Origin of the sequence: Rhizobium pisi (assembly GCF_003938655.1) — a bacterium.
In the GTDB taxonomy this organism is placed as follows: domain Bacteria; phylum Pseudomonadota; class Alphaproteobacteria; order Rhizobiales; family Rhizobiaceae; genus Rhizobium; species Rhizobium pisi.
This window is the reverse complement of sequence record NZ_RJJT01000005.1, coordinates 181,288-195,836: the sequence shown is the minus strand read 5'-3', so window position 1 is coordinate 195,836 and position 14,549 is coordinate 181,288. Positions and strand designations below refer to the sequence as shown.

Sequence of the window (14,549 nt, the reverse complement as noted above, 5' to 3'; positions counted from 1 at the left end):
CGCCGAAAATTCAGGGAGCGAGCGCGATCAGCTTCAATGACGGGAAATAGCTGCGATAGCGGCCGACATCGCGCGTCAGGAGCGGCAGCTGCTGCACGGCGGCGTGCGCGCCGATGAAGAAATCGGGAAGTACGCCGGTGCGTGAACCGCCTGCCTTGCGGTATTGCATGAAGACCTTGCCCGCGAGAAACAGGGCCGCTTTCGGCGTCGGCGTCATCTCGATGCCGGCCTCGTCGAGAAAAGCCTCGAGGGCTTCGATCCTGTCGTACCGGACCGAAAGCTCGGCATAGATCACGTCGTTGATCAACAACGGGCCTTCGATGCTCGCCGTTTCGAGCTGAGCAATCGACCAGTCCGACCATTTCGGGTCGTCGGTCACGAGGTCGAGAAGAACATTGGTGTCGACGAGGGTCACGTTTCGCCGCGCGTCAAAGCCATGATGGCGTCCGTATCAAGGCCCCCGCCGGCGTGCCCGCGCAACTTCTCGAAACGACTGGCCGGCCGCTTCCTGTCGGCGCGCGTCAGAACTACGCTGCCGTCGGCAGCACGGTGAAAATCGACCCGGCTGCCGGGAACAATGCCGAGCAGATCTCGCACCGGTTTCGGAATGGTCACCTGCCCTTTCGCGGTCACGGTCGTGGCCATATCGCACACCTTTGTAATACTCTCCTTTCAGAAAGTATTACCTCGACCGGCAATTTACAAGCGGGTCTCTAGCCGCCCATCGACTGGTAGAGCCAGTCGTCGAGCTTCTGGTTCGCCATGCGCGCGGCCGGCCCTGGAAGCAAAGCGTCCTGCGTCAGTTCGACGCCGAAATAGGAGACGGACGGGTCCGTTATCACCTGCCGTTCGTCTTCATTTGCGGCCAGATAGATCCGGGCGACCTCATCGATGCCGAATTGTTCCGGGCCGCCGATCTCGACGATATCGCCCAGGGGATCTCCGGCTGTCAGCTCCGCGAGGAAAGCCGCGACGTCGCCTGCCGCGACCGGCCTCATGGAGGCCGAAGGCAGCCGGAAGACGTCGCCTTGCGCGCCGATGTCGATCAGACCGTTTATGAATTCGTAGAACTGCGTGGAGCGGAGGATCGTATAGGGGCGGCCTGAAGCCTGAATGAGATTTTCCTGCACCATTTTTGCGTGGAGGTAATCGCTTTCGACGAGGCGGGGCGTGCCGACGACGGAAAGTGCGAGATAGTGCCTGACCCCGGCTTCGGCCGCGGCCGCAAGCAAGGTCTTCGTCGAAGCCTTGAAAAAATCCAATGCCGCGCTGTCGCCGAAGGATGCGGCATTGGTCACATCGACGACGACGTCGCTTCCCGCGACAGCCGCATCGAGGCCTTTGCCGGTCACCGTGTCGACGCCGAGCGACAAGGACGCGGCTACGACGCCATGGCCGGAGCGGCGGAGGTTCTCGCAGAGCCGCGTTCCGATGAGGCCGCTTGCTCCCGCCACCGTGATTTTCATATCGGCCTCCTCTGTTGCCTCGTCATGGATCCCATCGACAATGACGGGAAAGCCGCACGCCTTCCATCGTACCTGAGGTCTGGCGCCCTACCCTTTAGGCATAGGGAAGCCAGACCGAAGTCCAGTATGGTCTTCCGATCCTCGATCGTCGAAAATTTCGGCTACACCTCCGCGCGATGCATGGGTTTCCATGAGTTGCGGTTGTGGGGTGGCGGGATTACGGTCCGAACATGAACCCGCCGGCGCCGAAATCGAGAATGACTGCTGTAGACGATGCTGACGATCCCCGGGCTTTGTCCGACCGGCCGGAGCGGTTGATCATGAGCCTCTGGTCGCACCGTCCCCAATTTCTGTATCTCGGGCTTTTCATTGCTGCCTATGTGCTTGCCTGCGGCTTCGCTCAATTGCTCGCAATCGTGCCGGGGACGGGTATTTCCATCTGGCCTCCGGGCGGGCTTTTCATCGCAACCCTCACCCTCGCCTCCAGGCGCAGTTGGCCATGGTGGATCGTGGGAGGCTGCCTGGCGGAACTCTCAAGCAATGTCTTGTGGTTCCACAGTCCGCCGGCCGCCGCCTTTCTGATCTATGTCGGCAATGCGCTCGAAGCGGCGGTCGCGGCGTGGCTGGTAAACCGGACCTTGAAGCCGCCGGTTCGGCTGGAAACCCTTCATGAAGTTCTCACATTCATCATCATAAGCGCCGGAATTGCGCCGATCGTCAGCGCAACCGTGGGAAGCGCCACGCTGGCGTGGTTCAGCATCCAATCGCAATCTTTCCTGACGGCATGGCCGCTCTGGTGGATCGGCGATGCAACCGGCATCCTGATCGTTGCGCCGCTGGCGCTGGTCGTGTTTCACAGCTGGCGCGACAAGACCCGGCTCTCGGCCGCGCAATGGACGGAAGCTTGTGTCCTCGGGCTGATCTTTCTCGGTGTCGCCGCTCTTTCGCTCAGCGGCTACCTTCCCTTCGCCTTTATCATCATGCCGCCTCTTCTCTGGGCCGCCGTCCGCTTCGAATTCAAGGGCGCTGCCGTGTCGCTCGCATTGCTTGCCCTGATCACGGCGGTCTTCACGGTAACGGGCGCCAGCCAGTTTGCCGGCGATCCCGAGTCCCAGAAACACAACCAGATCATGCTGCAGCTTTTTCTGGCCATCTCGGCATTTTCAGCGCTCATTGTGGCCGCCATATCCAGGCAGCATCAGCTCGCCGTGCTTTCGTTGCGCCAGAGCGTCGAGGCACTGCGCGAACGCGAACGGGAGCTCTCGCAGCTGGTCGACATGGTTCCGGCTCAGATCCGCCGCCTGAGACCTGACGGCGAGCCGGTCTTCTTCAACAAGCGGCTGATCGACTTTTTCGGCCTCAACGTCGGGGATATGGACAGGCCCGGCATGAGCCGCCTCTCGTCGATCATTCACACCCTCGTCCATCCCGACGATGCAGCGAGGCTGCTCGAGACGGTTCACCGCTCTCTCGCCAGCGGCGACCCCTTCTCGATAAAGTACCGCATGCGCCGTTTCGACGGAGCCTATCGCTGGGTCGACGGCCGGGCCGAGCCGCTACGCGATCAAAGCGGCGCGATCGTGCAATGGTATGTCATCTCAGTCGATATCGACGACGAGATGCGAGCGCAGGAAGCGCTGCGCAATCGGGAGCGCGAGCTTTCGCAACTCGTCGACATGGTTCCGAGCCTGCTCTGGCGGCTCGATCCGGAAGGCGCTCCGACCTTCTTTAACCAGCGCCTGATCGATTTTCTCGGTCTCGACGTCGTCGAGACGGAAAAACCCGGCAAGAGCCGTCTGTCCTCCATCATAGAAACCGCCGTCCATCCCGACGATGCGGAGAGCCTCGTCGAGGCGCTCAACCATTCCCTCGCCACCGGCGAACGTTTTTCCAAGCAGTATCGCCTGCGGCGCGCAGACGGCGTCTATCGCTGGGTGAACGGCAGCGCCGAGCCGCTGCGCGACGAGAGCGGGCGGATCGTCCAGTGGTACGGTCTCAGCCACGACATCGACGATCAGCTGCGCGTCGAGGAAGCGCTGCGGGAGAGGGAACGCTCGCTCTGGAAGATCGTCGAAACGCTGCCGGCAATGATCGATTGCGCGGCGCCTGATGGAGAGCCGATCTATCGCAATCCTCAGCTGCGCGACTTTCTCGGATACAAACTCGAAGATCTTGACGGAACCGGCAAGTCACGCCTGGCCGGCACGCTTGACGCCGGCGTTCATCCCGACGACGTGGCCGAGGTCAAGGCGAGATATGCCCATTCACTGGCGACCGGCGAACCCTACGCGCGCAAGCATCGCCTGCGCCGGTTCGACGGCGAATATCGCTGGGTCGAAACGCGTGCAGCGCCGATGCGCAATGCCGAAGGCGAGATCGTGCAGTGGAACGTCATATGCCTCGATATCGACGGCGAGGTCCGGGCGCAGGAAGAGCTGCGCCTAGCGCAGGAAGGCCTGGCGCGGGCGAGCCAGGCGGCGAGCCTTGCGGAGCTTTCCGCCTCCATCGCTCATGAGGTGAACCAGCCCCTGGCGGCGGTCGTCGCGAATTCGCATGCCTGCCAGCGCTGGCTCATGGCGGAGCCGCCGAATATGGAGCGGGCACAGAGGACGGTCGAGCGGATCATCCGCGACGCCAACTCGGCGGCTGATGTCGTCAGCCGCATTCGCGCCCTCTTCAAGCAATCCGCGGACAGGAGGATCCAGACGACGCTCTCCAGCATCATCGCCGAAGTGCGTGGCCTGATGACCGACGAGACCTGGCGGCGGCGCGTTCGCATCGACGTCCAAGTTGACGGCAGTCTGCCGTTCATCGCGATCGATCGCATCCAGATCCAGCAGGTTCTGATCAATCTCATCCGCAACGGCATCGACGCGCTGGACGCGGAGACAAGCGACAGGGTGATCGAGATCCATGCGCAACAGGTCGGCAATGTCGTCCAGACCGAGATCCGCGATCGCGGCCAGGGGATCGAATTTCCCGAGAAGATGTTCGAGCCGTTCTTCACGACGAAAGAGAAGGGCATGGGCATGGGGCTGGCGATCTGCCGCTCGATCGTCGAGCTGCACGGCGGAAGATTGTGGGCGGAGAAGAACGAACCGCGCGGAGCGACGTTGATCTTCACATTGCCCATTGAAACGAAGGCGGCATCATGACAGCCGACGACCATATCGTCTTCATCGTCGATGACGATGCACGCATCCGGGAAGCACTCGGCGAGCTGCTGGAATCACACGGCATGCATGCTGCCGCCTTCGAATCCGCCGGCGATTACGTCACTGCGGACAAGCCTGATATTCCTGCTTGCCTCATCCTCGATATCGAGCTGCCCGACATCAACGGCCTCGACCTGCAGAGGCAGATCGCCGACGGGGATCATCCGCCAATCGTCTTCATCACGGGCCACGGCGACATCCCCTCCTCCGTGCGCGCGATCAAACGCGGCGCCGTGGATTTTCTGACCAAGCCGTTCAACGATGCGGACCTCATGGCGGCCGTCCATGCCGCGATCGCTGAGGATCGGGAAAAGCGGGCCGACCGCGCCGAACGCGACAAGCTCAGACAGCACTATCTCGACCTCACGCCGCGCGAGCGCGAGGTGCTGCCGCTCGTCGTCAGCGGCCTTCTCAACAAGCAGGCGGCGGCCGAGCTCGGCATCAGCGAGGTCACGCTGCAGATCCACAGACGAAATGTGATGCAGAAAATGGCGGCGGCATCGCTCGCCGATCTCGTGCGGATCGCAGAGAGATTGGAAATACCGATCACCCACTCTCGCCGAGTGGGAGGGAATTGAACATGAACAAGACAAGACATGTCGTGGCAATTGTCGATGACGATCCCAGGCTTCTGGAATCGATGGGTGACCTTCTGGAATCGGCGGGCTATGTGGCCCGCAGTTTCTCGTCGGCGGGCTCGCTGCTCGTCAACGGCCTGTCCGACCTGGACCTGCTCATCACCGATATCGGAATGCCCGGCATCGACGGCTTCGAACTGCGCGACCTGGTGCTGAAGTCACGCCCGGAGCTGCCGGTGTTCCTCATCACCGGTCGCCACGAGATCGCCGATCAGGGCCGCGCGCAAGGCGCAGGCGGATTTTTCCGCAAGCCCTTCGATGCCCAGGCTCTGCTGACGGCCATCGCCAACGCGTTACACAAATAGAGAGACGGAGGGTGACATGAGAGTGGACCAGCCTTTGGCACGGAGATCGGCGCCGTCATCACTGCAGTGCAGAAGCGAAGAGGATCAGCCGCTCGTCATCATCGTCGATGACGACGCATCCATCCGTGAGGCGCTGTCGGAGTTGATCCTGTCAGCGGGCTTCCAGCCGGCCAGTTTCGCCTCGACCCGCGATTTGCTCGACTCCGATATGGTGGAGAGCCCCGGCTGCCTGATCCTCGATGTGCGCATGCCCGGAACAAGCGGTCTGCACCTGCAGCGCCATCTGGCCGAAAACGGCATTTCCAAGCCGATCATCTTCCTGACGGGGCACGGCGATATCCCGATGACCGTCCAGGCGATGAAGGCAGGCGCCGTGGATTTCCTCACCAAGCCGGTGCGGGACCAGACGCTGCTCGATGCCGTGACCGCGGCCATCACCATGGATGCCGAACGGCGGGCGGAAGCCGCGATCGCCAACCGCAATATCGAACGCCTGGAGACGCTGACGCAGCGTGAGCGCGAGGTGCTGCACGAAGTTGCCCGCGGACGCCTTAACAAACAGATCGCCTTCGATCTCGGCATCAGCGAAGTGACAGTTAAGCTGCATCGCAGCAACGTCATGCACAAGATGGAGGCCGCCTCCATCGGCGAACTGATCCGGGCATGGGAAACGCTGCCCGCGCAAATGCGCCAGGCCGCCGCTTCGCGCTAGACGCGTCCGGTCTTTCAGATTCGCGTATCGCGTTTCAGGTCCCTGGCTTGCGCGACATGCGCTGGCCTCCAGCCGAGCGCCGTCTGGTTTACGCAGGGTTCCCGTAGGCTTCGGTACGGTGGCCACCAATGTCCATTTGATGCTCGATGTATCCAGATCGCGCCAGAAAAGACACGACGGCGCGGAGAATGGGTTTCGATTTGGCTCGCATGCGTTATCTCTAAATTAAAGCGGGGGATATGATCCGGTCCCCGGCTTTGGTTCCCCAAAGGAGATCTCGCTTTGAACAATCTATCGTCCGCGCCTTCTGCTGAAATCACCGCCTTCGATGACGAAGCAAACTTCCTGTCGGCCATGGGAAATGCCAAGCGGCTCCACATCCTGCGTCTGTTGGCCGAAAGAGAATTGTCCGTGACGGTTCTGGCCGAGGAAGTAGGATTGAGCCAATCTTCGACGTCCCAGCATTTGTCTATTCTTCGGGAACAGGAACTCGTGCAGACGCGAAGGGCCGCCCAGACGATCTACTATTCCCTCCAATCCGACGCGGCCAGGGCGATACTCGAGACGCTCTCCGACATCTTCGGAACGCATCGCAGCGCCAAAGCAGACTGCGCCCGAGCCGCACGTGGCTGACGAAACGGCGAAGCGTTGCTCTTCTGGCTCATGATCCAGTAGCGCAGAGTCCGGCGATGCTTCGCCCCTGCCTCTCTAACACATCGATCCCCGATGTACGTTTGATGTACACCTCCTAGACCACGGTGTGATTACGCCTCCATTGCAAATGGAGATAATGAACCGCATCAGCAATGGCGAGAAAGGCTGGCGGCATGGAGGCGATCATGGACGTATATGAGGCAGTCAAAAGTCGACGGTCGGTGCGCGGATTCAAGGATAGGCCTGTGGAGCGGGAGGTGCTTGAGCGTGTGCTCTCCGCCGCAGCTTGGTCGCCGTCGGGATCGAACATCCAGCCGTGGAACACCTACGTGATGACCGGCGCGCTGCTGGCAGAGCTCAAGACGTCAGCCGTCGAGCGCGTGGCCCACGGCGACCCCTGGGACAAGCGGCAGTACGAGATGTACCCGCCCATGCTGGGTACCCCCTACGGGGAGCGCCGGTCGGCCTTCGGCAAGGAGCGCTACAGCGCGCTCGGCATTGCACGCGACGACTGGGAAGCGCGTCAGCGAGCGGCAATCGCCAACTGGAACTGTTTCGGCGCGCCCGCCGCCCTCTTCTGCTACATCGACCGTGACCTGGGCCTGCCCCAATGGGCCGACGTCGGCATGTATCTGCAGACGGTCATGCTCCTGCTGCGCGCCGAAGGCCTGCACAGCTGCCCGCAGATGGCGTGGTCGCAGGTTCGCGAGACGGTCGCAGAGATCCTGTCACCGCCCGATGGGCTCATCCTCTTCTGCGGCATGTCGATCGGCTACGAGGACCCCACGGTAAGTTACACCCGTACAGGCCGCGCCCCGCTCGACGAGACGGTTACGTTCGTCGGCGACTAGTGACTTGTGATCGAAGGAATGGGGACCTCTCGCAGTCGCCTTATCCCTAGTCCTTTATCCACTCCGAAAACGCTTCCGGCAGCACGTTCGACCCGCAGATCACCGCCACCACACGCTTGCCACGGTAACGCGAGGGGTCTTCCAGGATCGCCGCGATGCCGAGAGCGGCCGACGGCTCGATGACGAGGCCAGCGTGCCGATGCGGCAAGCGCATGCCCGCCTTGATGCTTGCTTCCTCGACGAGAGGCACGTGATCGGCGACGGTGAGCAGGTCCTGAAGGACCGCCGCGATCGGGAAGCGGCCGGCGACGCCATCGGCGATCGTGTCGGTGCGGTCTGTGGTGACGACGTCTCGCGCCCGCCAGGACAGAGCCAGGGCGGGTGCTCCGCTGGGTTGGATGCACACCACCTCTGTTGTAGGCGACAAGCTCTTGAAGACGTGACCGACGCCGGTGGCCAGCGCGCCGCCGCCGAGTGCGAGCAGGATCGTGTCGATGCGGCCGCACCCTTCGATGAGCTCCAGCCCGATTGTCGCCGCACCTTCGCAGGTGTCGAGGTTTTCGCTGTCCTCTACGAGTAAGGCATTGTCGCTGGCCGCGATCTCGCGGGCGCGCTGGCGCGCTTCCTCGATGTCGCCCTCGACCAGTTCGACGGCAGCTCCGAGCCGGCGAATGCGATCAATTTTTGCGGGATTGGCGCTGGTCGCCGCGACCACGGTTACGTCAATTGCGCGTGTCCGGCCACTATATGCGAGCGCCTGCCCGAGATTGCCGGCGCTGGCACAGACCGCGGCCTTGGGATCCGGGCTGCTTGCCAGACGGGACATAACGACCTCGGTCCCTCGTCCCTTGAAGCATCTGATCGGGTTTGCGGTCTCAAGTTTGATGACGACTTCGCAGCCCAGCACGTCGCCAAGAGCGGGACAAGCAAATTGCGGTGTGTCGCGAAACACGGATGAAATTTGTTCCCTGGTCGCAAGAATGCGGTCGAGGTCGAGCCTGGTGTCTGGTTGCCTGACGTCACGGTATGCTGCGGATCTTTCACCTGCTGATCGCATGGGATAGTCCTTTTGACATTGTGTTGCCGTTGCGCGGGTGTGCGTTGTAGCGCGTACGCGGGTGTGGCCGACGAATTGGCAGACGTGCGTCCTACCTGTCCGGCGCCACGAACGCTCCAGTCCTCTATTTCCAGCTCGTGAAATCGTCGGCGACGCAACCGAACGGCGCACGATCCTGGCCGAACCGCTTCTTGAGCTGCTCGCATCCCCACTCGTTCAAGGGCGCCGGCATGAGGTTGTTGATGTCCATGCCGGGCGATTGGAACGGCGTCGTGGAACTCGTGATATACCAAAGCCAGAAGCCCGCTGCACCGATGACGATCAGAAGCAACATGCCGAGGAAAACCTGCAGTCGCTTCCAGATCGATGCCGACCTTCTTGGTTCTTCGATCAACGCCGGCGCGCGTTCTTGCTGGCGCGCCATCGGCGCAAGAGCCGCGCTACGCTCATCATCTGTCAGTTCGACGCGCTGCAAACGAGCGTCCAGGAGCACCGGCAGGGCGGTATTGCCGTGCCTGACAGCCAGTCCGATCGCTTTGCCATTGGCTTGACCGACGATCAGAGGCTCCTCTCCCTTCTTCATGCGCGTGTAAGCCGATCGCCCCGTTTTGTCGGCGGCAATCTTGTCATTGTAGGTGATGGACAGGATGCCGCGCTTGCGGTCGAACGCGGTGACCTCAACCGGGACGGGCGTCAGCATGGCAGGCCGGCGCAATTGGCTGTTGACGCGCCAGATGCGGAGACCGAGAAAAATCGTCCCCAGGCTCATCCCGCCAAGCAAGACGACGAACACGGTGAGCGTAATGATCCGGTTCCAGAGCATATCCAGACCCAGACTGATCGTCGCGAGCTCCGGATGATCGGCGGAGATCACGAGACCGGTTTCGTAGTCGCCGGTATGGAAATCGACGAACATGACCTCGACCTCGGTGTCGTAGTTCCGTCCACCGTAACTATAGACAAGGCGCGCTTCGCAATCGGTAAAGATGGCCTTGCGTGTCGTGCACCGCCCGTTCTGAACGTCGCCATTTTCGAGCACCAGAGGCTTCCGGCTGATCTGGAAATCGCGGATCAGGCCTGGCGCATCCCAAAGAGCCAGAAAGACAACCAATGCCAGGATGATGGGCGTTGTCCAGAAGTAAGCATTCGGTGTGGAGATCACGTTGCGCGCCAACGAAAGCGGGCGACTGGGGAGAGCAAGCGAAGACAATGGCGTTGATCCCTCATGTGTCAGCGCAGCGCGCTGGTAAAGCTTCAGACAGCAGCCGATAATGAGCGAGCAGCGTTGACGTCATTGCGACCGCTTGCACAATCCCATTGCGTGAAACCCATCTACAGCCTGAGACAGGCGATCGGCAATCCCTTTCAGCACGCATGGGTAGCATTGGCCTATGTCTTGGTTCGCGTCGAGCAAGTCCACCGCGCACTTTTCCCGGAATTGCCCTAGAGCCGATTGGCGCGCAACAAGGTGTCCCGCGACAGATAACCCGCAAGCGTCCCATCGGCGGCTCTGACGTGCAGGCCCGGCATCTCACCGGAGAGGATGAGCGCCAAGGCATCGTGAACCGTGGCGTCAGCGGCGATCTCGACATCGCTGGCGGGCGGTTCCGGCGCGGTCATGATCGTCGATACGGCGATCAAGCTCAGCCTTTTTATGGCTCGGTCGGGGCCAAGGAAACTCTCGACGAATTCATTGACGGGACGCGCGAGAATTTCCTGCGGGCTATCATATTGAAGGAGACGGCCATCCCGCATGATCGCGATGCGATCGCCCATCTTGATGGCCTCGTCGAGGTCGTGCGTGACGATGACGACGGTCTTCTTCACCTTCCTGAGAATATCGCGGAATTCGTCCTGGAGCCGAACGCGGGTAATCGGATCGATCGCGCCGAACGGTTCGTCCATCAGCATGATCGCGGGATCGGCCGCGAGTGCACGCGCGAAGCCGACGCGCTGGCGCTGTCCGCCCGACAATTCGTGCGGCAGGCGCTGACGCATGATTGCCGGATCGAGACCGACGAGATCCAGGAGTTCGTCGACGCGGCGATCGCTGCGCGCCTTTTCCCAACCGAGAAGCCGCGGCACGGTCGCGACATTGCGTGCGATCGACATATGCGGAAACAGACCGACCTGCTGGATGACATAGCCGATGCTGCGGCGGAGCTCTTTCTGATCGACCCGGGCGATATCCCTGCCGTCGACCAGCACGCGTCCCGTCGTCGGTGTCTCCAACTGATTGATCATGCGCATGGTCGTGGTCTTGCCGCAACCAGAAGGACCGATCAGGGCAACTGTCGTGCCGGTCTCGATCAGGAGATCGAGATTATCGACCGCGTGCGGGCCGCTTCCGTCGTAGTTCTTGGTAACATGATCGAGATGAATCATCCTGATATCCGCTTTCGGCCCCTCAGCGCCGTTGAGTGAAGAGACGCTCCAGGGCGCCGAACGCCAATTCCGCAAAGATTGCGAGCAGGGCTATCGGAACCGCTCCGACGAGAAGGCGCGGCATGTTCATGATCGCAATGCCGGCATTGATGAAATCGCCAAGCCCGCCGCCGCCGATGAAGGAGGCGAGCGCCGCCCCGCCGATGACCTGGATGGCGCTCGTCCTGACGCCCGACAGAATCGCGGGAACGGCTAGCGGAAATTCAATCTCCCACAGCATCTGCCTGGCGCTCATGCCCATTCCATCCGCCGCATCGATCACCGAGGCGTCTATCTCGCGGATGCCGATGATCGTGTTCAACAATAGCGGCGGCACGGCAAGGACGATGAGGGCGATCACCGACGGCAGCAACCCGATACCGAGAAAAGGCATTGTCGCCGATAGGATGGCCAGGCTCGGGATGGAGCGCAGGGCGCCGGCAATATTGATCACTGCAAAGGCTGCGCGTGGTGCCCGTGCTACGACAAATCCGAGCGGGACGGCGATGACAAAGGCGATGCCGAGCGATAGGGCGCACATCAGAAGATGGCGATTGAAAGCGTTAAAGAAGGTGCCGGAATTGTTGAAGATCCAGCTGAATGCATCGAGAGCGATCATGCCGCCTTCCCCCCACTGCCCCGGCGCAACAGCTTTTCGAATGAGGCAAAACAGTAGTCGGCAAAGAGCGCCAGAAATGACGTCAGCAGCCCGCCTGCGATGATCTTTTCAGGAAAGCGCTGGTCGATGCCCTCGAAAATGATGACGCCGAGCCCGCCAGCATTGATATAGGCGGCAACGGTCGCAATGCCGATGACCGTCACCATGGCGATGCGGATGCCGCCAACGATATAGGGCATCGCCAGAGGCAACTCGACTTCCCAGATCCGACGCGCCGTGCCGTAGCCCATGCCATCGGCAGCTTCGAGTACGTCACGTGGAATAGCCTGAAATCCCATGCCGATATTGCGGATCAGTATCATCAGCGAGTAGGCGGCAAGACCCGTTATCGCGGGTGCCGCTCCGATGCCCATGATGGGAATGAGAAGCGCAAACAGCGCCAGGCTCGGCACGGCGAACAGGATACCGGTGAAGATGACGATGGCCGCAAAACTCCGCGGCCGCCTTGCCGCCCATATCCCAACGATCAGCGAGATTACGAGAGCAATGCCGACCGAGGAAAAAACGAGATAGAGGTGTTCCAACAGCGCTTCGAATAGCCGGTCGAGATGTTTGGGGACCCATTTCATCGTCGAGACCTCAGCGCCCGGTACGCTCCTTTTGCACCGTCTACCATGTGACCCCCAATCTGCGATCGGCGTCATCGGCCCTCAGCGGCAGAATATCGTAGGCCGGCGGAGCGACCGCCATAAATCGTCTGAGGCCGAGGCGTTCCAAAACCGCCGCCCCCTCAGGCGTCTCATGTAATGTCACGAGGCTTTGCTGTAATGCTGAGGCGATGTCCACGGGCAATGTCTGCGCTGCAACCAATAGCGGTGCGGGAAGCGGATCGGTCGTCGCCAGAATACGAAGGCCATCGATCGCATCGGGTTCGTGCATCTGCAACAATTGGAAGGCGTAAGCGTCGATCGCGCCCACATCGATCCTGCCGTCCTTGAGGGCTGTGACGATGCCTGACGGGTTGAGCAACGGCCCGACCGTCAAACTCTGTTTCATTTTCCCGGCAAATCGACCGGCAAGGAAGGAGCGCGCCGCGTGGTAACCCGATTGGGAATCGCGCACGGTCCAGCCCCAGCGTGCATCGGCGAGATCCGCCACCGCGTTCACCGGCCCGGTAGAGGCGACGAGAATGTGGCTGGCATAGAGGGGCTGGTCCAAAGACCATGCCTCGCTCGAGACGGGTGCAGCAAGCACCGTCGGCCTTGCGCCTTCAGGCATGCGTGAAAACGGATAGCCGCACATGAAGACCGCGCCCATGTCCGGCCTTGCCCACAATTCCGATAGCAGTGCCGGTGCTGCATGCGCGATAATCTCGAGTTCGATGCCGGACTCCAGGCTGACCTGCGCAAACAGCGCATTCCACAGGCCGCGAATGCGCGGGCTGAGATTATACATTCTCGAACAGGCGATCGGCTTGGACTCCATGGCGACTATGCGAACCGCAGCCGCTGGCCGATGTTCATCTCCTTTGCCTTGTCGACCATGGCGGCGCCGAGCGCCACGTCGGTCGTGCTGAGGCCGCGGTGCCAGAACAGGATCGTCTCCTCATCACTTTCTCGGCCGGGCTTCATGCCGCAGACGATCTGGCCGATTTCCGCATGTAGGGTCTCGGCCGTCACCTTGCCCTCGTCGACATGACGGCGAAGCGCTCCGAAAGGCTTGCCGGGACCGCATTGTCCCCAGTCGTCGACGACCACCTTGTCCATGATATCTGTGAGATCGAATTCAAGCGCGCTCATCGTGCCATAGGGCACGACGAAGGCCCCCTTCTTCACCCATTCGGTCTTGAACAGCGGCGCTGGCTCCGGCAGGCGGCTGGCCTCGACCATGATGTCGGCGCCCTTGAGGCAATCCTCCCAATTGTCGGTGACGACGACCTTCTTGCCGAGATCCGCCTCAAGACGCTTGGCGAAGGCATCGCGACTTTCCGGGCGGCGCGAGTGCACGCGGATTTCCTCGAAGTCGAAGAGATGGTCGAGAAGCCGGACATTCCAGTAAGAGGTTCCGCGCGCACCGATATGGCCGAGCACCTTGCTGTCCTTGCGGGCAAGGTATTTTGCGCCAAGAGCGGTGACGGCCCCGGTGCGCATGTCGGTGATAGCAGTTGCGTCGATGATGGCCTTCGGCACGCCCGTATTCGGGTCGAACAGGTTGAGAACTGCAAGCTCCGAAGGCAGGTCGACCTTGTAGTTATCGACGAAGTCGCCGACGACTTTGACGCCGGCATAGTTCAACGCTTTGACATAACCGCGAAGCACGTTGAAATGGCCTTTGTCGGAGCTCTCCGGCACAAGATGGACACGCGGCTCGATGACAGTTTCACCCCTGCCCTGCGCATCCAGGGCCTTCGACACCGCATCGAGAATCTCGTCATTCGTCAGCGCCAGCGCCTTGGCATCGAGGGCGTTGAGATAATCGATCCAGATTTCCTGCATTTCCCGCTTCTCCACATTCCTGCCCGGCTGAAGACCAGACGGATTTTCGAACAAGTACCCCCAAAGAATCGTCGCGCCAGACCGCGGCCGGATCAATAGCCGGCCGCGGGGCG

16 protein-coding genes are annotated in these 14,549 nt (G+C 61.4%); 6 read left to right on the top strand and 10 right to left on the bottom strand.

Annotated elements, in window-relative coordinates:
* Nucleotides 1–10 precede the first annotated feature (10 nt).
* The 3 genes from EFD55_RS08870 to EFD55_RS08860 all read right to left on the bottom strand — a co-directional run bounded on the left by EFD55_RS08870 (nt 11) and on the right by EFD55_RS08860 (nt 1,466).
* Nucleotides 11–415, bottom strand: a complete 405-nt coding sequence (locus EFD55_RS08870; protein WP_125844404.1) for a type II toxin-antitoxin system VapC family toxin — start codon at nt 413–415, stop codon at nt 11–13.
* Complete coding sequence (locus tag EFD55_RS08865) at nt 412–645, bottom strand: AbrB/MazE/SpoVT family DNA-binding domain-containing protein (protein ID WP_125844402.1); 234 nt, start codon at nt 643–645, stop codon at nt 412–414. The genes EFD55_RS08870 and EFD55_RS08865 overlap by 4 nt, the downstream gene beginning before the upstream one ends.
* Nucleotides 646–713: 68 nt before the next feature.
* Complete coding sequence (locus EFD55_RS08860) at nt 714–1,466, bottom strand: SDR family oxidoreductase (RefSeq protein WP_125844400.1); 753 nt, start codon at nt 1,464–1,466, stop codon at nt 714–716.
* Nucleotides 1,467–1,723: 257 nt separating this feature from the next.
* Between EFD55_RS08860 and EFD55_RS08855 the strand changes: the two genes are divergently transcribed.
* From EFD55_RS08855 to EFD55_RS08830, 6 genes are all read left to right on the top strand, one after another.
* A complete protein-coding gene (locus EFD55_RS08855) occupies nt 1,724–4,621 on the top strand; it encodes an MASE1 domain-containing protein (RefSeq protein ID WP_376774096.1) in 2,898 nt (965 codons plus the stop codon).
* Nucleotides 4,618–5,259 (top strand): response regulator transcription factor, encoded by a 642-nt coding sequence (locus tag EFD55_RS08850; protein WP_125844398.1) that lies wholly within the window; start codon nt 4,618–4,620, stop codon nt 5,257–5,259. The genes EFD55_RS08855 and EFD55_RS08850 overlap by 4 nt, the downstream gene beginning before the upstream one ends.
* A 2-nt stretch (nt 5,260–5,261) precedes the next feature.
* Nucleotides 5,262–5,624 (top strand): response regulator, encoded by a 363-nt coding sequence (locus EFD55_RS08845; protein ID WP_125844396.1) that lies wholly within the window; start codon nt 5,262–5,264, stop codon nt 5,622–5,624.
* A gap of 16 nt (nt 5,625–5,640) precedes the next feature.
* Nucleotides 5,641–6,336 (top strand): response regulator transcription factor, encoded by a 696-nt coding sequence (locus EFD55_RS08840; protein ID WP_125844394.1) that lies wholly within the window; start codon nt 5,641–5,643, stop codon nt 6,334–6,336.
* Between the two features lie 282 nt (nt 6,337–6,618).
* A complete protein-coding gene (locus EFD55_RS08835) occupies nt 6,619–6,969 on the top strand; it encodes an ArsR/SmtB family transcription factor (RefSeq protein WP_125844392.1) in 351 nt (116 codons plus the stop codon).
* A 206-nt stretch (nt 6,970–7,175) separates the two neighbouring features.
* Complete coding sequence (locus EFD55_RS08830) at nt 7,176–7,841, top strand: nitroreductase (RefSeq protein WP_125844390.1); 666 nt, start codon at nt 7,176–7,178, stop codon at nt 7,839–7,841.
* A gap of 46 nt (nt 7,842–7,887) precedes the next feature.
* On the opposite strand, the gene EFD55_RS08825 is transcribed toward EFD55_RS08830, so the two are convergent.
* The 7 genes from EFD55_RS08825 to EFD55_RS08790 all read right to left on the bottom strand — a co-directional run bounded on the left by EFD55_RS08825 (nt 7,888) and on the right by EFD55_RS08790 (nt 14,436).
* A complete protein-coding gene (locus EFD55_RS08825) occupies nt 7,888–8,898 on the bottom strand; it encodes a threonine ammonia-lyase (RefSeq protein ID WP_125844388.1) in 1,011 nt (336 codons plus the stop codon).
* Between the two features lie 124 nt (nt 8,899–9,022).
* Nucleotides 9,023–10,108, bottom strand: a complete 1,086-nt coding sequence (locus tag EFD55_RS08820; RefSeq protein ID WP_125844386.1) for a hypothetical protein — start codon at nt 10,106–10,108, stop codon at nt 9,023–9,025.
* A 233-nt stretch (nt 10,109–10,341) separates the two neighbouring features.
* A complete protein-coding gene (locus EFD55_RS08810) occupies nt 10,342–11,283 on the bottom strand; it encodes an ABC transporter ATP-binding protein (protein WP_125844382.1) in 942 nt (313 codons plus the stop codon).
* A gap of 22 nt (nt 11,284–11,305) precedes the next feature.
* On the bottom strand, nt 11,306–11,941 hold the full coding sequence (locus tag EFD55_RS08805) for an ABC transporter permease (RefSeq protein ID WP_125844380.1): 636 nt from the start codon (nt 11,939–11,941) through the stop codon (nt 11,306–11,308).
* Nucleotides 11,938–12,570, bottom strand: a complete 633-nt coding sequence (locus EFD55_RS08800) for an ABC transporter permease (RefSeq protein ID WP_125844378.1) — start codon at nt 12,568–12,570, stop codon at nt 11,938–11,940. The genes EFD55_RS08805 and EFD55_RS08800 overlap by 4 nt, the downstream gene beginning before the upstream one ends.
* Nucleotides 12,571–12,610: 40 nt before the next feature.
* Nucleotides 12,611–13,396, bottom strand: a complete 786-nt coding sequence (locus tag EFD55_RS08795) for a phosphate/phosphite/phosphonate ABC transporter substrate-binding protein (RefSeq protein ID WP_125844618.1) — start codon at nt 13,394–13,396, stop codon at nt 12,611–12,613.
* A 35-nt stretch (nt 13,397–13,431) separates the two neighbouring features.
* The gene (locus EFD55_RS08790; RefSeq protein WP_125844376.1) at nt 13,432–14,436 is read right to left on the bottom strand and encodes an ornithine cyclodeaminase family protein; all 1,005 of its coding nucleotides are present in this window, start codon (nt 14,434–14,436) and stop codon (nt 13,432–13,434) included.
* Between the last annotated feature and the right edge of the window lie 113 nt (nt 14,437–14,549).